The 22,195-nt window shown below is 42.8% G+C and carries 17 protein-coding genes and 1 riboswitch; of the genes, 14 read left to right on the top strand and 3 right to left on the bottom strand.

Annotated features, from left to right (window positions below):
- Positions 1-43 precede the first annotated feature (43 nt).
- Genes thiW through thiE form a run of 4 tightly spaced genes read left to right on the top strand, consistent with a single transcriptional unit; the run spans position 44 to position 2,795 of the window.
- Positions 44-547, top strand: coding sequence for an energy coupling factor transporter S component ThiW (thiW, locus tag Gferi_RS10055; RefSeq protein WP_069976046.1), 504 nt, complete (start codon positions 44-46; stop codon positions 545-547).
- A complete protein-coding gene (gene thiD, locus Gferi_RS10050; protein ID WP_069976045.1) occupies positions 547-1,347 on the top strand; it encodes a bifunctional hydroxymethylpyrimidine kinase/phosphomethylpyrimidine kinase in 801 nt (266 codons plus the stop codon). Before thiW ends, thiD begins: the two co-directional genes overlap by 1 nt.
- 22 nt (positions 1,348-1,369) lie before the next feature.
- A complete protein-coding gene (thiM, locus tag Gferi_RS10045; protein ID WP_236932720.1) occupies positions 1,370-2,182 on the top strand; it encodes a hydroxyethylthiazole kinase in 813 nt (270 codons plus the stop codon).
- The gene (thiE, locus tag Gferi_RS10040; RefSeq protein WP_069976041.1) at positions 2,172-2,795 is read left to right on the top strand and encodes a thiamine phosphate synthase; all 624 of its coding nucleotides are present in this window, start codon (positions 2,172-2,174) and stop codon (positions 2,793-2,795) included. The genes thiM and thiE overlap by 11 nt, the downstream gene beginning before the upstream one ends.
- 141 nt (positions 2,796-2,936) lie before the next feature.
- On the opposite strand, the gene Gferi_RS10035 is transcribed toward thiE, so the two are convergent.
- Both Gferi_RS10035 and Gferi_RS10030 read right to left on the bottom strand, forming a co-directional pair.
- Positions 2,937-4,928: a methyl-accepting chemotaxis protein gene (locus tag Gferi_RS10035; protein ID WP_069976040.1), complete on the bottom strand. Its 1,992-nt coding sequence runs from the start codon at positions 4,926-4,928 to the stop codon at positions 2,937-2,939.
- Positions 4,929-5,212: 284 nt separating this feature from the next.
- On the bottom strand, positions 5,213-6,100 hold the full coding sequence (locus tag Gferi_RS10030; protein WP_069976039.1) for a LysR family transcriptional regulator: 888 nt from the start codon (positions 6,098-6,100) through the stop codon (positions 5,213-5,215).
- Positions 6,101-6,211: 111 nt separating this feature from the next.
- Here Gferi_RS10030 and Gferi_RS10025 point away from each other — a divergent pair, with 111 nt between their 5' ends.
- The 8 genes from Gferi_RS10025 to purD all read left to right on the top strand — a co-directional run bounded on the left by Gferi_RS10025 (position 6,212) and on the right by purD (position 18,700).
- Positions 6,212-9,994 carry a phosphoribosylformylglycinamidine synthase gene (locus tag Gferi_RS10025; protein ID WP_069976037.1) on the top strand — a complete coding sequence of 1,261 codons (3,783 nt, stop codon included), beginning with the start codon at positions 6,212-6,214 and terminating at the stop codon, positions 9,992-9,994.
- A 140-nt stretch (positions 9,995-10,134) separates the two neighbouring features.
- A riboswitch (purine riboswitch) is annotated at positions 10,135-10,236 on the top strand.
- Between the two features lie 257 nt (positions 10,237-10,493).
- Complete coding sequence (locus tag Gferi_RS10020; protein WP_156782363.1) at positions 10,494-11,831, top strand: NCS2 family permease; 1,338 nt, start codon at positions 10,494-10,496, stop codon at positions 11,829-11,831.
- A gap of 238 nt (positions 11,832-12,069) precedes the next feature.
- A complete protein-coding gene (gene purC, locus Gferi_RS10015) occupies positions 12,070-12,768 on the top strand; it encodes a phosphoribosylaminoimidazolesuccinocarboxamide synthase (RefSeq protein WP_069976035.1) in 699 nt (232 codons plus the stop codon).
- A gap of 21 nt (positions 12,769-12,789) precedes the next feature.
- Positions 12,790-14,205 carry an amidophosphoribosyltransferase gene (gene purF / locus Gferi_RS10010; RefSeq protein ID WP_069976032.1) on the top strand — a complete coding sequence of 472 codons (1,416 nt, stop codon included), beginning with the start codon at positions 12,790-12,792 and terminating at the stop codon, positions 14,203-14,205.
- Positions 14,206-14,216: 11 nt separating this feature from the next.
- Positions 14,217-15,260, top strand: a complete 1,044-nt coding sequence (purM, locus tag Gferi_RS10005) for a phosphoribosylformylglycinamidine cyclo-ligase (RefSeq protein ID WP_069976030.1) — start codon at positions 14,217-14,219, stop codon at positions 15,258-15,260.
- Positions 15,248-15,916, top strand: a complete 669-nt coding sequence (purN, locus tag Gferi_RS10000) for a phosphoribosylglycinamide formyltransferase (protein WP_069976028.1) — start codon at positions 15,248-15,250, stop codon at positions 15,914-15,916. The genes purM and purN overlap by 13 nt, the downstream gene beginning before the upstream one ends.
- A complete protein-coding gene (gene purH, locus Gferi_RS09995) occupies positions 15,882-17,423 on the top strand; it encodes a bifunctional phosphoribosylaminoimidazolecarboxamide formyltransferase/IMP cyclohydrolase (protein WP_069976026.1) in 1,542 nt (513 codons plus the stop codon). The genes purN and purH overlap by 35 nt, the downstream gene beginning before the upstream one ends.
- A 17-nt stretch (positions 17,424-17,440) precedes the next feature.
- A complete protein-coding gene (gene purD, locus Gferi_RS09990; RefSeq protein WP_069976024.1) occupies positions 17,441-18,700 on the top strand; it encodes a phosphoribosylamine--glycine ligase in 1,260 nt (419 codons plus the stop codon).
- A 276-nt stretch (positions 18,701-18,976) separates the two neighbouring features.
- Here the strand turns inward: purD and Gferi_RS09985 are convergent, their stop codons facing one another.
- On the bottom strand, positions 18,977-19,432 hold the full coding sequence (locus Gferi_RS09985) for an Lrp/AsnC family transcriptional regulator (RefSeq protein WP_069976022.1): 456 nt from the start codon (positions 19,430-19,432) through the stop codon (positions 18,977-18,979).
- Between the two features lie 244 nt (positions 19,433-19,676).
- Here Gferi_RS09985 and Gferi_RS09980 point away from each other — a divergent pair, with 244 nt between their 5' ends.
- Positions 19,677-20,579, top strand: coding sequence for a Gfo/Idh/MocA family protein (locus Gferi_RS09980; protein ID WP_069976020.1), 903 nt, complete (start codon positions 19,677-19,679; stop codon positions 20,577-20,579).
- An 18-nt stretch (positions 20,580-20,597) separates the two neighbouring features.
- On the top strand, positions 20,598-22,184 hold the full coding sequence (locus tag Gferi_RS09975) for a histidine kinase (RefSeq protein WP_069976018.1): 1,587 nt from the start codon (positions 20,598-20,600) through the stop codon (positions 22,182-22,184).
- Positions 22,185-22,195 lie beyond the last annotated feature (11 nt).

Genomic DNA, 22,195 nt, shown 5'->3' with positions numbered 1-22,195 from the left:
GATTTGTGCTTTTTATTTTGATAAAAAACTGGAGGTGATAAAAATGAATACAAGAAAATTAACAGCTGCGGCATTCATGACGGCTATTGGGGTAGCCAGTGCCCACTTAATTTATATTCCTGTAGGGGTTGCAAAGTGTTTTCCGGTACAGCATGCAATGAATCTTTTAGCAGCTGCTTTGCTTGGACCCGGTTATGCAGTAGGAATGGCCTTTTCCATATCCCTATTGAGAAATCTTTTAGGGCTTGGATCCTTGCTGGCTTTTCCGGGGAGTATGATGGGTGCATTATTGGCTGCACTGCTTTATAAAAGAAGGAGAAGTATCTATACTGCAGCAGCAGGGGAATTGGTTGGTACAAGTATAATTGGTGCACTGATTTCCTACCCTGTAGCAAAATACTTAATGGGAAGAGAAGCAGCCATGTTTTTCTTTGTAGGGCCATTCTTTTTTAGTTCAGCTGCAGGCGTAATACTTGGATATGTCATCTTTAGAGCCATTGATAGGTTGAATTTGTTTCAAGAAAATTCTTTTGAGGAGGGGAAATAATGAAAAAGGTATTGACCATTGCAGGATCTGACAGCTGCGGAGGGGCCGGAATTCAGGCAGATCTTAAAACATTTTCTGCCCATGGCTTATTTGGAATGAGTGTCATTACTGCAGTGACTGCACAAAATACGCAAGGAGTCTTCGGTGTTCAGGATATTTCTACAGAATTAATCCAAAAGCAGATTGAAGCAATTTTTGATGATATCTCTGTAGATGCAGTGAAAATTGGGATGGTTTCTATTACAGATACCATCAAGACCATTGCAGAAACGCTAAGCAGATATCAAGTGAAAAATCTTGTAATAGATCCGGTTATGGTTTCTAAAAGTGGATATCACTTGCTGCAGCCTGAAGCAAAAGAAGCATTGATTCGGTATCTGCTGCCCATGGCCAGAGTGGTTACCCCAAATATTCCAGAAGCTGAAGTGATTACCGGCATGAAGATCAATCATCTGGAAGACATGAAAAAGGCAGCGGTTCAGATCTATCAAATGAAACCGGAATATGTACTCATAAAAGGCGGACATTTAGAGGAAGAGGCCATTGACCTGTTATATGATGGTCAAGACTTCAAATATTATCATTCACAGAGAATAGACACAAAAAATACCCATGGTACAGGTTGTACATTGTCTTCTGCTATCGCATCAAATCTTGCAAAAGAAATGTCTGTAGCTGATGCGATTGAGGCAGCAAAAGCCTATATAAGTGTAGCCATTAAACAGTCCTTTTCTATTGGCAAAGGGGTAGGACCTACCCATCACTTTTATGAATTATATAAAAAAGCGGGATTAATATAAATTTTAAAGGAGGATGAGGCTCGTGTTATTTCCATATTTTCGTGAAATATTTGAAACGATTAAAAAAGATAAACCGCTGATCCACCATATTACAAACTATGTTACCGTTAATGACTGTGCAAATACCGTATTGGCATTAGGGGGATCTCCGGTGATGGCGGACGACCTTGCTGAAGTAGAAGAAATGGTTTCATTGGCTTCTGCTTTGGTGATGAATGTAGGAACCTTGAACCAACGAACCATAGAGGCCTTTGTTCTGGCAGGGAAAAAGGCAAACGCTCTGGGAACTCCTGTAGTGTTGGATCCTGTAGGCGTTGGAGCTACGGCACTCAGGACACAGACCGTCCAGCGAATCCTTGAGGAAGTACAGTTGTCTGTGTTGAGGGGGAATATGTCAGAGATTAAAAGCATCTATGGACAGGGAGGGAAAACCCGAGGGGTGGATTCCATAGATGACTCTTTGATGGGCGGCAGGGAAATCGCACTGGAGCTTGCAAAGAGATTAAACTGCGTCGTCGTCATTACAGGGGCAACGGATATTGTTTCTGATGGAGAGCAGGTTTTTTATATAGAAAATGGTCACGAGATGCTGTCAAGGGTTACGGGAACCGGCTGCATGACCACTTCTTTGATCGGGCTTTGCGTCGGGACAAAGAAAAATCCTTTCCATGCAGCCATTATGGGGACGGCAGTCATGGGGCTTGCAGGAGAAAAGGCATATGAAGCGCTGCCACATAAGGAAGAAGTAGGTACCTTCCGGGTTAAGCTGATGGATGCTATTGGCAGCTTTTCCATAACACTTATGGAAGAGAGCGTGAAAATTCATGAAGCATAATATCGATTATGGACTCTATTTGGTAACCGACCGGGATATTTTGAAGGGGAGGAGCTTCATCAGCACTTTGGAAGAAGCCATAGCAGGCGGTGTCACTATAGTGCAGTTGAGAGAAAAGAATGCAACCTCCCTGGAGTTTTATCAAACTGCTGTGCAAGTAAAAGCGTTGACATCAAAATATGGGATTCCGCTGATGATCAATGACCGTCTGGACATTGCGCTGGCAGTGGATGCCGAGGGCTTACATGTAGGGCAAAGCGACCTGCCCGCCAGTGTAGCCAGAAAGATACTAGGAGAAGGGAAGCTTTTAGGGGTTTCCGCTGCAAATATAGAAGAAGCTTTAAAAGCCCAGGCGGAGGGTGCAGATTATATTGGTGTGGGTGCTCTTTTTCCGACAAACACAAAGACAGATACCCGTTTGGTAAATCTTGCACAATTAGCAGAGATCAAGAAAGCGGTGAATATTCCTGTTGTAGGTATTGGCGGCATCCAGGAAAATAATGTGACGGCTGTGGGGGAGACGGGAATCGACGGAATTGCTGTGGTATCTGCTATACTGGCTGCCGGCTCAGTTAAAGAAGCTGCAATGAGATTAAGAAAGCATTTTATGTAAATCATCCTATTTCACCAAGGCTATTGGCAAATGAATCATTTCCGGCGGGATTTGTTTGCTGGCTGTAGGGGTTCACAAGGCTAAAGCAATGGAATGGCGTTATAACAAATGCGATAGGGGTTACCTATCGCATTTGTCTTTTTAATATTTAAATTTTAATATGTATTGCTGCAGGTCCTGTGCAAGGGATGCCATACTTTCGCTGGAAGAGGATATCTCCTCCATAGATGCAGTCTGTTCTTCGGTAGCTGCGGATATGTTTTGGATTGATCCGGAAACCATTTTGCTGGCATTTTCTACCTCATTGGCAGAGGTAACAATATGCTGTGCACCATTGGATACTTGTTCGATAGATTCGGTAATGGTTGAAATCTGTTGGTTAACTTGACCAACCAATTGAGAGATTTTAGAAAAGGTTTGTTGTGCTTTATTCACGATCACAATACCTTCGTCTACATTTTTTGAACCTTCGTCCATTGCAGTTTTTGCCTGATGAATATTCTGCCGGTTGATTTTAATAAGACTGTTAATTTCATCGGTTGCCCGTTGTGACTCTTCCGCTAGTTTTCTAACTTCATCGGCTACTACTGCAAAGCCTTTACCATGCTCACCGGCTCGAGCTGCTTCAATAGCTGCATTTAGTGCCAGCAGATTGGTCTGTGATGAGATATTTGCAATAACCTCTGTGAAAGTATTCATATGATCTGAACTGCTCGAAATATCACCCAATGTAGCTTCAACCAGTTTGGTACTGTTGTAGATGGATGTCATCTGATGAATGGCTCTGTCAATCTCGGTTCGGCCATCATTAGATTGTATCAGCACATCCTGGCTGGAGGCATTAATCTCCTGTATGTGTCCAAACACCTCTTCAAGGCTGGCGGAGATTTCTTCTATGGAAGCAGTGGTGTTGACTACCTCAGATATTTGGCGGTCTGCAGACTGGGCAACTTCACTGGCAGAAGCGGCAATATGCTCGGAAGCCATGGCAGATTGCTGCGCTGTAGCGGTAAGTTGCTCGGAGGCGGCTGCTACCTGCTGGGAAGAGTCTGCAATTTGCTTCACAAAATCCCGGAGACTGTTGGTGATGGATTGCAGTGCATTGGTTAGTTTGCCCACTTCATCCTTCCGCCTTAGATCCTTCTGGGAAAGGTCCTTTGAAATATCTAAGGAAGCAATCTGGACAGCATGGTGTATGCTGGAAAGGATCGGCTTGGTAATAGAGTTTCCAATGATGAATGCTAGACAAATTCCTATAATCAATAGGATAAAGGTTGCAATTAATATATATCTTTGCAACTCTTTTAGACCGGAAAGTATGTCGGCTTGATAGCCGCCTACTGCAATGGACCAATTGGTTCCCCGGATAGGAGCAAAACCCATATAACGAATGCTCCCCTCATAAGTATACTGATCGACGCCTGTAGTTCCTTGAGTCATTTTCGTAAGTACATTGGCTAAATCTACATATGTAACATCGGACTTGGATTCTTCTATGTAATTAACTCCATTTAAAACTAAATCTTCATTTTTATGTCCAATCATAGTACCCTGTTCATTGATGATAAAGGCATAGCCGGTTTCTCCAAACCTGATGTCTGATACGATTTTACTCAAGACGGTACCGTCGGCAAAGGCAACCAAGACAGCTGCTGGTTTATTGTTTTCATTATGAACGGGAACAGAATAGGCCACGATAATAGATCCATCTGCCTTACTTACGATGGGATCAGAGATATTAGGAATTCCCAATAATGCGCTCTGGAAATATTCACGGTCCGATATCTGGGCACTGCTGCCGTTGCTAAATTGTAAAGAACCTTCCAAATCGCTGATGCCAATAGATTGAAAACCCAGGCGTTTGGCTTCCAGATCCAAAAAAGACATTTGGCTTTCCAGGTCTAGGGATATAAGGTATGGATTATTGGCTAAAGTTGTAAGAGATTTCAGGTGTCCTTCATTGATTCCTGCAACGGTTTTTGCAACATCTTCTGCCTTTTCAGGCAAGATTCCTTCGATCTGCTGTATAATCGCATCAGAAGCTCGATCATAAGCAATAAAACTAAGACCGCTACATATTGCTAAAATAAGGATTGAGAAATAGATGATTAATTTTGTTCGAATGCTTTTCATGGATAGGCTCCTCCCTACATATGTGATTTTATGGTGTGGTGTGGAAATTCTGTGCGACCTGAAATCTCTTGAAGACTATTGAGTCTAATACTTGTTACGACCATTCTATAGCGTAATCTGTATTTTAGAATAGTCCCAATTGAGCCTCCAGAAAAATCGACAAAATTCAACATAATACTACATCATATTATATATCCGAATCAAACAAATTGAAACAAAAAAAAATACCATCGTTCTGAAAATTAGGACAATGGTATTAGAATGAATTGAGGATGCAGTTGAACTTATCGTATAAGCAAATCTAAAAATCTGCTTGCAGCGATGGGAACAGGGAGATTTGTATGGGACAGAACGGCAAGATTCCTTTGCGGCAGCTTTTCTTTGATCTTTAGTAAAAATAAATCCTTACTGGGCAAAATGCCCTTTAGACTATCCTGCATAACAAAGGATATGCCGAGGCCGATTTTAGCGAATTCAATTAATAAATCGACACTGCTGATTTCGATTTCGGGTATAATTTCAACCTGACTTTGCAGCAGGAATGCATCCAGCAGGCTTCGGGCAGTTGTATTTTTTTCCAAGGTAAGAATCGGATATCTTTCTAATTCTTTCAGGGGTATTTCCCGATCTTTTAGATCCATAAAAGCTTCTCCTGCTATAAAGGCATAACGGACCTTAGCCAAATGGTTTATATGAAAGCTTGTTTCCAAACTTTCTTCGGGAAGGTTTACCACTGCAAGATCTACAAGATCTTTTTTCAAAAGCTCGATACACACGGGAGAGGTGCGGTTGGTGATGTGGATGCGAACCTTCGGATATTGGCGGTGAAATTCTTTGATAAAAGGGAGGAGATAGTACTTGCAGATGGTATCACTGGCTCCGATGCGCACCTCTCCCTGTTGCAGCAAATGAATCTGGTGAATGTTTTTCTCTCCATTTTTGATAAAATGATAGGCTTGTTCGATGTGCCGGTAGAGAGCTTCGCCTTCTTGGGTAAGACGAACCTGCTTTGTATGCCGAATAAAGAGACGGCAATTTAGCTTTTCTTCCAACAGCTTTATGGATTGACTGACTGCGGACTGGGAAATATAAAGTTGTTGAGCTGCCTCTGAAAAACTCAGCTGTTTTGCTACATGATAAAATACCTTATAGAGTTCAAAATTAATATCCAATTATTATCACTCCTAATAAAACGCATTAATAGCATTAATTTTAATTATTAATTTTATTATGCTACAATGGACTTGTAAAGATGTAAATTCACAGAAAGGCTGGGATAGAGAATGAAACAAAAGGTACGTAGAATTTTTGTGGAGAAGAAAAAGGGTTTGGATATTGAGGCGCAGCATTTACTTGCAGATTTAAAAGAGAATCTGGGAATGAAAGCACTGGAAAATCTTCGGATTGTCAATCGCTATGACATTGCGGGCATTGGGGAAGAAGCCTTTCAAAAAGCGCGCAATACTATTTTTTCAGAGCCCCCAGTGGATGAAGTGGTGGATGAAGTATTGGAAATTGGTGAAAATATCCGATGCTTTGCTGTGGAATATTTGCCGGGACAATATGACCAGCGTGCAGACTCTGGCGCTCAGTGCATACAAATTCTCACACAACAAGAACGTCCGGATGTTGTTTCAGCGAAAGTAATTCTTTTAGAAGGAGATCTATCTCAAGCGGATTTTGAAAAAATAAAAAACTATTGTATCAATCCGGTAGATTCCCGGGAGGCTTCTATGGAAAAACCGGAAACCGTAGAAATGATGGTTCCAATTCCAGGAGATGTAGCGGTGCTGGAAGGATTTATCCACATGGATCCGGCAGCGTTGAGAAGCTATCGGGAAGAGATGGGTTTTGCCATGAGTGAAGAAGACCTTGCCTTTGTGCAAGGATATTTTCGGGATCAAGAAAAACGAAACCCAACCATCACAGAGATCAAGGTAATTGATACCTACTGGTCGGATCACTGCCGCCATACTACATTTCTTACGAAGATTGAAAGCGTAGAGATCCAAGAGGGGAATTTTACAGAACCTGTAAAAAAGGCCTACGAGACTTATCTTGCTGCAAGAGAAAGGGTTTATAGAGATACAGAAAGAGATATATCCTTAATGGATATTGCCGTTATAGGTATGAAGGAGTTAAGAAAGGCAGGAAAATTAGAAGATTTGGATGTATCCGATGAGATAAATGCCTGCAGCATTGAGATCGATGCGGATGTTGAAGGACAAAAGGAAAAATGGCTGCTAATGTTTAAAAATGAAACCCATAATCATCCTACAGAAATAGAACCCTTCGGCGGCGCGGCTACCTGCCTGGGTGGTGCCATTCGAGATCCGTTATCGGGGAGAACCTATGTATATCAGGCCATGCGTGTAACGGGCAGCGGTGATCCCCGTGCTAAAATTGAAGAGACTTTGTCCGGAAAGCTGCCACAACGAAAGATTACAACAGGAGCAGCGGCAGGATACAGTGCTTATGGCAATCAGATCGGTTTGGCTACCGGACAGGTGGCTGAGCTTTACGATGAAGCTTTTGTAGCAAAAAGAATGGAGGTAGGCGCAGTAATCGCAGCAGCGCCGAAAGCCAATGTTGTAAGGGAAAAGCCCAAAAAAGGAGATATTGTGATACTTCTGGGCGGAAAAACAGGAAGAGACGGCTGTGGCGGTGCAACCGGCTCTTCTAAGGAGCATACGGAAGAATCCATATTTACCTGTGGTGCAGAGGTGCAAAAAGGAAATGCACCTACAGAAAGAAAAATTCAGCGGCTTTTTAGAAATCCTGAAGTCAGCCGGTTAATTAAGAAGTGCAATGACTTTGGTGCAGGCGGCGTATCTGTAGCCATAGGAGAATTAACCGATGGTCTAATGATTGATTTAGATAGGGTGCCGAAAAAATACGAAGGTTTGGATGGAACGGAGCTGGCCATTTCCGAATCTCAGGAAAGAATGGCGGTTGTGGTGGCTGCGGATCAAGCAAATACCTTTATTCAACTGGCAGCGGAAGAAAATCTGGAAGCTGTGGTGGTAGCCTGGGTAACCGATGACCGCAGGATGAAGATGCAGTGGCGGGAAAAAACTATTGTAGATTTGAGCCGGGATTTTCTGGATACCAATGGGGTAAAGCAACATACCCGGGTATATGTGGAAGTGCCGGAGGAAAAACAAAACTATTTCAAGCAGCTGCCCGCGGCAGTCGAAAAACACAAGCAGGATGTAGTGGAAGCATGGCTGGCCAACTTACAAGATATTAATGTCTGCAGTCAGAGGGGGCTGGTGGAGCGCTTCGATAGTACGATAGGTGCAGGTACGGTTCTAATGCCTTTTGGAGGTAAATATCAAACGACACCGGCGGAGGGTATGGCAGCCAAAATTCCTGTTCTGACGGGAGATACAACTACTGGCTCGCTGATGAGTTTCGGTTATAATCCGAAGATTGGGAAGTGGAGTCCTTTCCACGGAGCATTGTATGCGGTAGTGGAAGCGGTGGCAAAGATCGTTGCCATGGGTGGAAATCATAAAACTATTCGTCTGACTTTCCAAGAATATTTTGAAAAACTTGGCAAAGAGCCAAGCAAATGGGGAAAACCCTTCAGTGCATTGTTAGGGGCTTATATGGTACAGCATGGACTTGGTATTCCTGCCATTGGAGGGAAGGACAGTATGTCCGGAACTTTTAAGGATTTAAATGTGCCTCCTACCTTGGTAGCCTTTGCAGTGGCTACAGAAGATGTAAGAAAGGTTATTTCTCCAGAATTTAAAGAGTGGGGGAGCCAGGTTGTCTGGATTCCCATTGAACGAGATGCACAGGAGATGCCGAATTTCCAAACGATAGACCAAATCTATGGAAAAATTACCGAGTGTATCCACAAAGGAAAGGTTTTAGCAGCCCATAGCGTGCGTCAAGGAGGATTAGCAGCCGCCATTAGTAAGATGTGTTTTGGAAATCAAATAGGGCTTCGATTTGAAGCACATATGGATGCAGAAACCCTTTTTACACCTCATTATGGTTCAATCATCTTGGAACTTCCGAAGAATGAAGCCGTAAAAGCCCTGCTGGCAGACATTCCTTACAGGGTGTTAGGTTCCACAACGGCAGATCGGATCATTTCCTTCAATGATGATACAAGCATCTCCTTGGAGGAAGCACTGAAAGCATGGGAAGCGCCTTTAGAGAAGATATTCCCCACAAAGACAGCTTCAATTCAAGGAACTGCGCAACAAATTTCCTATGCAGACAGAAGCCGGTGCAAGCCGGCTGTTAGGATTGCGAAACCAAGAGTTTTCATCCCTGCTTTTCCGGGAACCAACTGTGAAGTGGATTCTGCAAGAGCCTTTGAAAAGGCAGGCGGAAAAGTAGAGACCTTTGTATTTAGAAATCTAAGCGCGTCGGATATAGAAAATTCTATTGCCAAGATGGCAGAAGCTATTGAACAGGCCCAGATCATTATGCTGCCGGGAGGATTTAGCGCCGGAGATGAGCCCGACGGGTCAGGCAAATTTATTGCTACGGTTTTCCGAAACCCAAGAATCAAGGAAGCTGTGATGGAGCTGCTCCAAAAGCGGGACGGGCTAATGCTAGGGATATGCAATGGATTCCAGGCGCTGGTCAAGCTAGGGCTGCTGCCTTATGGGGAAATCTTCGATATCCATGAAGATTGTCCAACCTTAACTTTTAACCGGATTGGGCGGCATGCATCCCGGATGGTGGAGACAAGGGTGGCTTCTACCCTATCGCCGTGGTTTGCAAACCTGCAGGTAGGGGATATTCATAGGATTGCAGTTTCTCATGGAGAAGGCAGGTTTGTAGCGAAGGCAGAAGTCTTGGAGGAAATGATTCAACGTGGACAGATTGCTACCCAGTATGTAGATCCTAGCGGTAATGCATCCTATGATATTGCTTATAATCCAAACGGGTCCGTACATGCTGTAGAGGGGATCACCAGTCCTGATGGTAGAATATTGGGCAAAATGGGGCATTCAGAAAGAACTGGAAGCAATATCGCAGTGAACGTGCCGGGAGAGAAGGATCAACAGATTTTTCGGGCAGGAATTGATTATTTTAGATAAAAATAGAATCATAAGATGATAAATTGAATTAATGTTCGTATTTAGTCAAATTAATTGATCGGTTCCTATAAAAACATTCGTAAAAACTATTGACGATAGCGGGTACCTTTGGTATGATTAGTATGCAAGAACAAACAAAAAACAACAACATAATGTTTGCTCATATAGTTTCGGAGATATGGTCCGAAAGTTTCTACCAGACAGCCATGAATTGTCTGACTATGGGTGAAAGTGTATCTAGGGTTCCAATCGTTGAACAGCATATCATTGTAGAATGATTAAATATGGACATACTATTTAATAACTACGATTGAATAGGCAGGATTCAATGATGTTTGGTCCAAGTGATACAGGTATTGCAGTTTTGTAATACTACACCGAGGGGATAAAAGCCCGGACGGGAAGGTTTCACTATGATGAGCGTCTAACCTTCCCATCCGGGCTTTGCTATTGACGCCGTCTACTGATGACCTTCCTAAATCAGATGAGGAGGATGAATATGGAACTGACAAACAAAAAACCTGAAGCAGGCATATTGAACCAAGTATTTAAACTTTCAGAAAAAAAGACGAATGCGAAGACGGAGATCATCGCGGGAATTACAACCTTCATGACCATGGCTTATATTTTGATTGTAAATCCGGATATTCTTAGTGCTACGGGCATGGACAAAGACGCTGTATTTACAGCTACCGCATTATCTGCAGCGATTGCAACCCTTTGTATGGCACTTATGGCCAACTTGCCTTTTGCTTTGGCACCAGGGATGGGACTAAACGCATTCTTTGCTTTTTCTGTTGTAATTGGTATGGGGTACAGCTGGCAGTTTGCATTGACTGCTGTTTTAATAGAAGGATTTATTTTTATTGCACTGACCTTACTGAATGTCCGTGAAGCTATCATCAATGGAATGCCTATGGTGATAAAAAATGCAGTAAGTGTGGGAATTGGATTATTTATTGCATTTATTGGATTCCAAAATGCCGGAATTATTGTAAATAATGATGCGACTTTGGTTGGATTGGGAGATTTAGCTGATCCGGGAGTATTGCTGGCGATCATGGGTATTTTAGTTACAGGATTCTTACTGATTAAAAATATTAAAGGCGGTTTATTAATCGGTATGATTATCACAACGATTCTTGGGGTCTTCGTTGGAAAGGCTACACTACCTGTAAATCCAGTAAGTGCGCCGCCATCTATTGCACCGATCTTTATGCAGTTCGAATGGCACAATATTCTTACCTTTGATATGCTGCTAGTAGTTTTTACTTTCTTATTTGTGGACTTATTTGATACATTAGGTACTTTAATTGGTGTTTCTACAAAAGCAAATATGTTAGACAGCCAGGGAAGAGTACCAAATGCCAAGCAGGCACTGATGGCAGATGCGATAGGGACTACCATCGGAGCTGCCTTAGGAACCAGTACGGTTACTACTTATGTTGAAAGTGCTTCCGGAGTAGCAGAAGGCGGAAGAACCGGATTGACAGCGCTGACTACAGGAATCCTGTTTTTGACAGCAACTGTATTTTCTCCAATATTTACTGCCGTACCGGCAGAAGCAACAGCACCTGTACTCATCTTGGTTGGTTTATTTATGATGAGTCCGATTTTAAAAATCAATTTTGACGATTTTACAGATGCGATTCCTGCATTCCTGACAATCATCATAATGCCATTAAGTTATAGTATTGCAGAAGGTCTGACCTTCGGTGTTATTTCCTATGTAGTGTTAAAAACATTATCTGGAAAATCAAAGGAAGTACACCCAATGATGTATATCATTGCGGTCCTGTTTGTAGTAAAATACTTTGCAGACCATTTGGCAGGCTAAATTGAATAGCCCGAAATAGATGATGCAGTCTATATCGGGCTTTTTTATATAATAGATAGGGGTTGTAGGGGATGAAATCCCCTGCCGTACTAAGGAGGGTGCTCAGACTGCGATAGCAGTCGTCGAAGGGAACCTAGGGTTCCCTAGCGAAAGCGTCGTAGACGCTTTTTTTATCCCATTTTTACTTAAATAAAGAAGGAAATGAATTTTCTGAACAAGAAATGAGGAGGAGAGTAAAATGACAAAGCTGGAGATGCTTTATGAGGGTAAGGCCAAAAAGGTATACAAAACAGAGGTCGAAGACAGGTACATTGTTGCCTATAAGGACGATGCCACTGCCTTTAACGGTGTGAAAAAGGGCACTATTGCGGAGAAAGGCGTCGTGAACAACAAGATGTCTGCACTTCTTTTCAAGCTCTTAGAGGAAAAAGGCATACCTACCCATTTCGAAAAGCTGTTGAGTGATCGTGAAATGTTGGTAAAGGCGGTAAAAATACTGCCGTTGGAGGTTATCATCAGAAATGTAGTAGCCGGTTCTCTAGCCAAAAGACTGGGTTTAGAAGAAGGAGCAGTGCTGAAAAATACAGTTTTAGAGTTTTGCTATAAGAACGATGAGTTAGGCGATCCAATGGTTAATGAAGATCATATTTTAGCTGTAGGACTGTCTACGGAAGATCAGCTTCAGACGGTTAGAAAGTATGCATTAAAAATCAATGAGATTTTATGTCCCTTCTTTTTAGAAAGAGGACTGAAGCTGATTGATTTCAAGCTGGAATTCGGTATCCATGAAGGAAAAGTAATCCTTGCCGATGAGATTTCCCCTGACACTTGCAGACTGTGGGATGCAGCTACCAATAAAAAGATGGACAAGGATCGGTTTAGAAGAGATCTAGGAGATGTGGAAGAAACCTATCAAGAGGTTTTGGCGAGATTGTAAAGCCTTAGACTGGAGGATATCATGTACAATACTACAAATCTGGATAAGTTAAAGGAAGAATGCGGAGTAATCGGGATTCATGCACCGGGGAGAGGGCAGCTGGCCCGATTGGCCTATTTCGGCCTTCATGCCCTACAGCACCGGGGGCAGGAAAGTGCAGGAATTGCTGTGAATAAAGAAGGCAGCATTACCTACTATAAAGAAATGGGCTTGGTGCAGGAAGTTTTCTCAGATGACGTTATTAGCAGACTGGAAGGGGATATTACAGTAGGTCATGTGCGCTACTCCACCACAGGAGAAAGCTATGTGATCAATGCCCAACCATTAGTGGTTCGTTATAAGGGAGGCAGTATCGCCCTCGCCCATAATGGAAATCTGATCAACGCGGGGGAAATACGGGATGATCTGGAAGATCAAGGGGTAATTTTCCAGACCTCCATTGACAGCGAGGTCATTGCAAACCTCATTGCAAGATACAATGCCTTCGGAATTGAGAAAGCCATTCAAAAGACCATGGAGCAGATTCGAGGCTCTTATGCTTTGGTGATTACCTATGGAAACAAGCTGATTGGCTTAAGGGACCCCAATGGCCTGAGGCCTTTGTGTATCGGCAAGATAGAGGGCGGTTACGTATTGTCTTCTGAAAGCTGTGCCTTTAATGTGCTGAATGCCGAATTTGTACGGGACGTAGCGGCAGGAGAAATGGTAATCATTGAAGACGGACAAATTCGAAGCATTCAGTATGCTGGTGGAGAAAAAAAGGCCCTATGTTCATTTGAATTTGTATACTTTGCAAGACCGGACAGTGTATTAGACGGACAAAGTGTGTACATCAGCCGCCGAAATGCAGGGAAAATGCTGGCAAAGGAGCATCCTGTGGATGCAGACGTAGTCATTGCAGTGCCGGATTCGGGCACCGTGGCGGCTATTGGTTATGCAGAGGAATCTAAGATTCCCTTTGGTGAAGGGTTGATTAAAAACCGGTATGTAGGCAGAACTTTTATTCAGCCGGATCAAAAAATGCGGGAATTGAGTGTACGATTAAAGCTGAATGTATTAAAGGAAAATATACAGGGAAAAAGAGTCGTACTCATTGACGACTCCATTGTACGAGGAACAACCAGCGGCCGAATTGTAGAAATGCTGAAGAATGCAGGGGCTACAGAGGTTCATTTGAGGGTTTGTTCTCCTCCCGTAAAGTATTCTTGTTATTTTGGCATTGACACCCCAAACAGAAAAAATCTGGTAGGGGCTACCCATTCCATAGAGGAAATTAGGAAGATGATAGGAGCCGATAGTCTGGGCTACCTGAGCATTGACGGATTATTAAAATCAATTGATGAATCAGGAGCAGGACTATGCAGTGCTTGTTTTAGCGGGGATTATCCGATGGAAGTACCAAAAACGAGCAATAAATACCTATTTGAAAAGAAATAGAGGTGATGATAATGGAGAACAAGGGTTTAACCTACCGGGATGCCGGTGTAGATGTGGATGAAGGCGCCAGGGCTGTAGAGCTGATGAAGCAGCATGTGAAGAAGACTTTTACCAAAAACGTCCTATGTGGATTAGGTGGATTTGGCGGGTTGTTCGAGCTGGATTTGACAGGGATTGAACAGCCGGTACTGGTCTCCGGAACCGATGGGGTTGGAACAAAACTAAAGATTGCTTTCTTGGCAGACCGGCATGATACTGTAGGGCAAGATTGTGTAGCGATGTGTGTGAATGATATATTGTGCCAAGGGGCAAAGCCACTGTACTTTTTAGATTATTTGGCTACAGGAAAGCTCCAACCGGAAAAGGCAGCGGATATCGTAAAGGGGATTGCCGATGGCTGCCAACTGGCGGGATGTGCATTGATTGGCGGAGAGACTGCAGAAATGCCCGGGTTTTATGAGGATGGAGAATATGATATGGCAGGCTTTGCCGTAGGGATTGTGGATAAGAAAAAGATCATTGACGGCAGCAAAATATCTCCGGGGGATCTTTTGATCGGACTGCCTTCCAGCGGGATTCACAGCAACGGTTATTCTCTGGTACGAAAACTCTTCTTTGAAAAGATGGGATTGACCGCTGCAGATTTAATTGAGGGCCTGGAGGGCACCTTGGGAGAAGTATTGCTGACACCTACCCGTATCTATGTAGAGGTTTGCACAAAGGTATTGGAGTGTTTTTCAGTAGCAGGGATGGTTCACATTACCGGAGGAGGTTTTTTTGAGAATATTCCACGGATTATCCCGGCAGGTTTGGGAGTGGAGATCCATCTTGGAAGCTGGCCGATACTGCCCGTATTTACACTGATGCAGCAGCAAGGAAGCATTACCGATGAAGAAATGTTTAAAACCTTTAATATGGGGATCGGGATGATTCTAATAGTAAAGAAAGAAGAAGCCGGCAAGCTGCTTCAATCTCTAGCGGATATGGGAGAAAAGGCCTATACAATTGGAGAAGTAGTACAGGGCAGTCCTGGGGTGAGATTATGTCAAAAATAAGGATTGCCGCTTTGGTATCTGGGGGTGGAACCAATCTTCAGGCAGTGATCGATCAGATCGAGGCAGGGAATATTCCTGCTTCCATCGAGGTCGTTGTATCCAGCAGAGAAGATGCCTATGCATTAGAGAGAGCAAGACGCCACGGCATAGAGCACCTTTATATAGGCAGTAAAAATTTTCCGAACTTAAAAGAGAGAAATAATAAATTAGAGAAAATCCTTGAAGAGAGAGAGATTGACTTAATTCTGTTGGCAGGCTATATGCAAATCCTTGGGGGGAGCATCATCGAAAAATATCGGAACCGGATCATCAATATCCATCCTTCCCTGATTCCCAGTTTTTGCGGTCAAGGATTTTACGGGGAGCATGTCCATCGGGCAGTGCTGGAGTATGGGGTGAAGGTTACCGGGGCTACGGTACACTTTGTAGATGAGGGTACGGATACCGGGCCGATCATTTTGCAAAAAGCAGCGGATGTAGAAGCGGGGGATACGGTAGAAAGTCTTGCAAAGCGGGTGTTAGCAGCAGAACATGAGCTGCTGCCTTTAGCGGTAAAGCTCTTTGCAGAGGGAAGACTGCTTGTAGAGGGAAGGATTGTACGAATTAAAGGAGGTTATTTCATTGGTGAAGCGTGCTTTGATCAGCGTATCAGATAAGTGTGGGATTGTGGATTTTGCAAAAAAACTTCAGGAGATGGGGGTAGAAATCCTATCTACGGGAGGAACCGCAAAAACTTTGATGGAAAGCGGTATTTCCGTAATATCTGTCTCTGATGTAACAGGATTTCCAGAGTGTTTAGACGGTAGAGTAAAAACTCTTCATCCGGCTATTCATGGAGGCCTGTTAGCCATTCGGGAGAATGAGGAACATATGGCACAATTGAAAAATCTCGGAATTCAGCCGATTGATCTGGTCGTTATTAACCTTTATCCTTTCAAGGAAACGATTAAAAAAGAGAATGTAATCCTGGAAGATGCCATTGAAAATATCGACATCGGAGGTCCAACGATGCTTCGGGCAGCCGCCAAGAATTATCAGGACGTGGCGGTGGTGATAGATCCGGCCGATTATGACCGTGTAATTGAAGAGCTGGAGCAGTCAGGCGCCCTGTCAAGGGATACAAAGTATCGGCTGGCTCTAAAGGTATTCGAACATACAGCACACTACGATGCCCTGATAGCCCAGTATTTGAGAGAACAAATACAAGGGGAGTTCCCTGAGGTGCTGACCCTTACCTACGAAAAAGTACAGGATCTGAGGTATGGAGAGAACCCTCACCAGCAGGCTGTATTCTATAAAGAATCGGGAAAGAATCCGGGATCACTGGTAAATGCAGAACAACTTCATGGAAAGGAATTGTCCTTTAATAACATAAACGATGCCAATGGGGCATTAGAGCTCTTAAAGGAGTACTCGGAGCCTGCCGTAGTAGCTGTAAAACATACCAATGCCTGTGGTGTGGGAAGCGGATATGATTTGTTTGATGCCTATCATAAGGCCTATAGTTGTGATCCAACCTCTATTTATGGCGGAATTGTAGCGGCTAATCAAAAGGTGGACAGAAGAACAGCGGAGGAAATGAATAAGATATTTCTTGAAATTATCATTGCACCGGATTTTGAAGCAGATGCACTGGAAATTTTAAAGGGAAAGAAGAATATAAGGTTGATGAAACTGCCGGAAATTCAAAGCAAACAGCCGGAGAATGCCTTGGATCTAAAGAAGATCAACGGCGGTTTGCTGATCCAGAATGTAGATGGGCAGCTTCACAAAGAAGAAGAACTGAAAGTTGTGACACAGCGGATTCCTACAAAAAAAGAGATGGAAGATATGCTTTTTGCCTGGAAGGTCGTGAAGCATGTTAAATCTAATGGAATTGTGCTTGCCAAGGACCTGCAAAGCTTAGGCATAGGACCGGGACAGGTAAACCGGATATGGGCCGTAGAAAATGCCATTCGACAGGCCAATCTTCCGATTAAGGGAAGTGTATTGGCTTCGGATGCTTTCTTTCCCTTTGCCGACTGTGTAGAAGCTGCGGCTAAGGCTGGAATAACCGCGATTATTCAGCCGGGGGGGTCTCAAAATGATGAAGCTTCTATTGAAATGGCTAATCAATATGGGATCGCCATGATCTTTACCGGTATGCGGCATTTTAAACATTAGGCGGAGGAGGTTATAAAATGAAGGTTTTGGTAATCGGCAGCGGCGGCCGGGAGCATGCCCTCGTGTGGAAATTGAAAAAGAGTCCTAAGGTAGATAATATCTATTGTGCACCGGGAAATGCGGGAATCGGAACCCTCGCAGAATTAGTAGATATTCCTGCGGAGGCGGCAGAGGCATTATGCGCTTTTGCCAAGGAAAAACAAATAGATCTAACCATTGTAGGGCCAGAGGGGCCTCTGGTAATGGGAATTGTAGACCGTTTTGAAAAGGAAGGATTGAAGGTCTTTGGCCCCAATTGGCAATGTGCCCAACTGGAGGGCAGCAAAGCCTTTGCCAAAGACTTTATGAAGCGTCATCAGATTCCTACAGCCCGCTATGAGGAATATACCGATTTAGAAGCAGCGAAAAATGCTGTAGGCATCTATGGGTATCCCATGGTAATTAAAGCAGATGGACTGGCAGCAGGAAAGGGTGTCGTGATTGCCCAAGATGAAAAAGAGGCATTAGAGGCTTTGGAGCAGATGATGGCAGAGAAAAAGTTTGGTGCGGCAGGGGATAAAATTGTTATTGAAGAGTTTTTGGAGGGGATAGAAACTTCCATATTGTGTTTTGTAGACGGAAAGACCATCGTGCCTATGGTGAGTGCGCAGGATTACAAGCGGATTTTTGATGGGGATCAGGGACCTAACACCGGGGGGATGGGAACCTATTCTCCGAGTCATATCTATGATGAAAAGCTGGAGCGTACGGTGGCAGAAACTATTTTGACACCCATTATTGACGGCTTTAAAAAGGACAGACTGGATTTTAAAGGAGTGCTTTTCATTGGGCTGATGATTACCCAGGAAGGGCCGCGGGTGCTGGAGTTTAACACGCGGTTTGGAGATCCTGAAACTCAGGTTATTCTGACAAGACTAGAAAGCGATTTAGTAGAAATTATTGAGAGTATTTTAGAGGGAAAATTGGCTGAGCAGAAGATTCAATGGTCACAACAAGGGACGGTATGTGTTGTGCTCGCTGCAGGGGGCTACCCTGAAAGCTATGAAAAGGGAAAACCGATCAGAGGATTAGGAGCGATTGATCCGGATGCAGTTGTATTTCATGCTGGGACCAAGCAGCTGGGGCAGGAGGTTGTCACCCATGGCGGTCGTGTTTTAGGTGTGACAGCCTGGGGGGACACCGTAGAAGCAGCAAGAAAAAAGGCATATGAAAATATAGAAAAAATAACCTTTGAGAAAATGCAATATCGAAAAGATATTGGAAAATCGATTCAGTAATATAGCAAAAGCCCTAGAGACTATGGTCTCCAGGGCTTTTCACTAGACTCTTTCGGCTTCTGCTGTTGACTGCATCTCTTGCTCGGTTGTTTTATTTGTCTGGACAATAAAGACACTGATTAGGACAATGGCAGCGGAGAATAGGATAGAGAAAGAAATGGATTCTCCCAAGACAACGCCGAGCCCGCAAAGAGCAACGCCTGCAGAAAGCATTTGAATGCCGATGTGGGAAAGTGTGGAACCGGAGGCAGTAAAGCTTTTAGAATCCCTCCCTATTTATTTTTTATACCGGTCTTCATTTTCCATAAGGGTAGATAAGATGAAGGTAGTAGAGGTTTCACGAATTCCCTCTATTTTGCAGATCTCATCTATTAAGACCGTAATATCATCGGGACTGCAGGCTCTCACCTTTATTACGGCACACCATTCTCCTGCGAGCCTGTAGAAATCTTCGACACAGGTATTTGGAACCTGTATTTTCATAATCTGTTCAGTGATTCGATCGAAAACATGGGAATGAAACTTGATAAAGATAAGAACTTTTATTTGGTAGCCAAGTGCTTTCCAGTTAATCTGTGCCGTATATCCTCTAAGGATGCCGCGATCTTCCAGCTTGCTGATTCGCTGATGAATAGCAGGCCGGGATATATGAAGAATTTTGCTGATTTCCTCGTGGGAGATCCTGCCCCTTTCATTGAGCAGCTTTAGAATTTTCATATCCATATCATCCATAATGTTCCTCCTGATTACGATTCATAATACTATTCTATGATAAATTGACCATAAGTAAATAAAAATAAAGATAAAATTACGAAAAGAAATAAATTTTCTGATTGGAGGAGATCTTTTTTGAAGATTCAACAGAAAATTATGAACAGCCTTACGAAACGTAACCCGAAAGGAGAAATACGGAAGGGAAAGTGATTATTTTCAAGAATAGTAAATAGAATAGATATGCTGAAGGAGGATGAGAGAAATGAGGATTGGAATCATTGGTTTAGGAGATATTGCACAGAAAGCTTATTTGCCCATCCTAATGAACAGGGGGGATATAACGCCCATACTATGCACGCGAAATGAGGAAACCTTAGAAAGACTTTGTACCAAATACCGTGCTCCAGCATCGGTACAGAGTATTGAAGCTTTGATAGATCAAGGTATTGAGGCAGCCTTTATCCATACAGCCACCGAGGCCCATGGCGATGTTGCAAGGGAACTATTAAGGCAGGGGATTCATGTTTATATCGATAAACCACTGGCCTATCATTATGAAGATGCCCAACAGATGATTGAATTGGCGGAACAAAAAAATAAAATCCTTAGGGTAGGTTTTAACCGGAGATTTGCACCGATGATTATGAAACTGAAAGAGCAGGAATCTGCAAATATCATTATCATACAAAAAAATAGACCTCATTTGCCGGACCAAATTCGCCGGTTTATTTTTGATGATTTTATTCATGTAGTGGATACCCTCCGCTATTTATTGCCTGGAGCTGTGGAAGAAACGCAAATTCAAGGGCGAATCGAGAATGGTTTGCTGCATCATGTTGTGTTAACCCTTTCGGGAAAGGGATATACAGCAATCGGTATGATGAATCGGGATAATGGCACTGCAGAAGAAGTGGTAGAATATATGCACCCGGGAAACAAGTGGATGATAAAAGATTTAACACAGGGTATTCGGTTTCACCAAGGAGAGGAAGCACATTTTAAATTTGGAGATTGGGAACCGGTACTGTATCGCCGAGGATTTTATCAAATCATTGATCATTTTCTCCAATCTGTGAGAAGTGGTATTATTTCACAGACAGATGCTGGAGATGCATTGCTGACCCATGAAATCTGTGAGACAATTGTACAAAAGCTTGAAAGGTAGGACAAAGGGGGCATGAGGATGGCAAAAAAGAATATTCAGGAATTGGAATGGGGAGAGATTGAATGGATTTATGAGCCTGAGTCAGAGAACTCTCAAAATGCAATGAATATTGGTATTGTCACGATTTATCCAAACAGCAGCCAAAATAAACATATTCATTATGGAGACGAGCAAGTGCTGTATGTTTTATCAGGAGTTGGAAAACAGTTAATTGGAGATAAGATCAGCCATATCCAAGCAGGGTCCCTGCATCATATTGAAGTAGGGTCTATCCATGAAACGATCAATTTGGGAGATGAACCGATAAAGGAACTTCTTATTTCTATTCCGGTTCACCGTGACCAAAACCTTCCGATTCCCAGAAAAACACAATCTATGATTGTGGAGGGCAGTTTATCGGAAAATAGGGTTACAGTTAATGAAGAAATCGGTTATATATACAATGGGATTATTGAGCTGCTGAAGATACCCGTTGCGATCTTTGATGAGGAAGGAAATACTGTAATTACAGGAAGATATTATCCGGAGTTGTGCAGAGAAAAGTGCGGTATTGAAGAAAATGTGAAAAAGTGTCCTATTTATCAAATGCGTGATGAATATACACCCCCGTATTACTCAGATCCTTCAGCTTACGTCTGCCCTTATGGATTAACGATTTTTATTATGCCGATTGTTTTTGACAACCGGGTAATCGGCTTAATTAAGGGGGGGCATATCAGAACCTCCCAGATAGATATGCATATTAACCAGTATACGCAGATTAAAAAAAATATTTTAGGAGAAGCTGCTTATGCTGCAATGCACATCGTACCAAAAGGTACAGTGAATGCAATCTTGCAGCAGATCAAAAAACTAAGTAAAAACATCGCCAACTATTATCTATTTAAAAATACGGCAGTGGCACTGAACAAACAAGAAGAAATTATTCAGGATATTGTAAGGAATGAATCGATTTTGGAAGAATCTTTGAAAACAGCAAAAGACAAAGCACTCAATATTCAAATCGGAAATCACTTCCTATTTAATACTTTAAACGCTATTGCTGGTCTGGCTGTTAAAGAGAAAGCAGATAAAACCTATGAAGCAATCATTGATTTATCAAAGCTAATGCGATATACATTGAAGAATAACAGTTATTTTGTATATCTCCAAGAGGAAGTAGAATACTTAAAAAATTATATCAATCTGCAGCAGCTTCGATATGGAAACCGATTGAAAGTATATTTTAATGTGAGCGGTGATACGTCCCGGAAGAAGATTCCTTTTAATTGCTTGCAGCCTATTGTGGAGAACTGCTTTATTCATGGCTTCAAGAATATGAAGGAAGGTATGGAAATTAGAATTACCGCTGAAATGCAGGAGGACAAGCTGACACTTCAAATCATGGATAACGGCAGAGGCATGGATTCAGATTTGCAGAATTACGTATATGATAAACTCCAAGAGGATAAAAAACAGGGTTTCAGCGGTTTGATGATGGTTTATGAAAAGCTGGATCTGCTCTTTGAAGGACAATTTACTTTTTTAATAGAAAGTGAGTTGGGATTAGGGACTAGGGTAACAATAAGCCTTCCAGATAAAGTATCTTCAATGGATTCGCAGTAAGAAACCGATAA

The sequence above is a fragment of the Geosporobacter ferrireducens genome, assembly GCF_001750685.1.
Classification (GTDB): Bacteria; Bacillota; Clostridia; order Peptostreptococcales; family Thermotaleaceae; genus Geosporobacter; species Geosporobacter ferrireducens.
This window is presented reverse-complemented; position numbering and strand designations above follow the sequence as displayed.

What these genes read in the sequence shown, in the direction of transcription:
- purF (WP_069976032.1), top strand. Translation starts at nt 12,790, where the DNA reads ATGTACAATACTACAAATCTGGATAAGTTAAAGGAAGAATGCGGAGTA.
- thiD (WP_069976045.1), top strand. Translation starts at nt 547, where the DNA reads ATGAAAAAGGTATTGACCATTGCAGGATCTGACAGCTGCGGAGGGGCC.
- purD (WP_069976024.1), top strand. Translation starts at nt 17,441, where the DNA reads ATGAAGGTTTTGGTAATCGGCAGCGGCGGCCGGGAGCATGCCCTCGTG.
- Gferi_RS10020 (WP_156782363.1), top strand. Translation starts at nt 10,494, where the DNA reads ATGGAACTGACAAACAAAAAACCTGAAGCAGGCATATTGAACCAAGTA.
- Gferi_RS10035 (WP_069976040.1), bottom strand. Translation starts at nt 4,928, where the DNA reads ATGAAAAGCATTCGAACAAAATTAATCATCTATTTCTCAATCCTTATT.
- thiW (WP_069976046.1), top strand. Translation starts at nt 44, where the DNA reads ATGAATACAAGAAAATTAACAGCTGCGGCATTCATGACGGCTATTGGG.
- purN (WP_069976028.1), top strand. Translation starts at nt 15,248, where the DNA reads ATGTCAAAAATAAGGATTGCCGCTTTGGTATCTGGGGGTGGAACCAAT.
- thiE (WP_069976041.1), top strand. Translation starts at nt 2,172, where the DNA reads ATGAAGCATAATATCGATTATGGACTCTATTTGGTAACCGACCGGGAT.
- purC (WP_069976035.1), top strand. Translation starts at nt 12,070, where the DNA reads ATGACAAAGCTGGAGATGCTTTATGAGGGTAAGGCCAAAAAGGTATAC.
- purM (WP_069976030.1), top strand. Translation starts at nt 14,217, where the DNA reads ATGGAGAACAAGGGTTTAACCTACCGGGATGCCGGTGTAGATGTGGAT.
- Gferi_RS09980 (WP_069976020.1), top strand. Translation starts at nt 19,677, where the DNA reads ATGAGGATTGGAATCATTGGTTTAGGAGATATTGCACAGAAAGCTTAT.
- Gferi_RS10025 (WP_069976037.1), top strand. Translation starts at nt 6,212, where the DNA reads ATGAAACAAAAGGTACGTAGAATTTTTGTGGAGAAGAAAAAGGGTTTG.
- Gferi_RS09975 (WP_069976018.1), top strand. Translation starts at nt 20,598, where the DNA reads ATGGCAAAAAAGAATATTCAGGAATTGGAATGGGGAGAGATTGAATGG.
- Gferi_RS09985 (WP_069976022.1), bottom strand. Translation starts at nt 19,432, where the DNA reads ATGGATGATATGGATATGAAAATTCTAAAGCTGCTCAATGAAAGGGGC.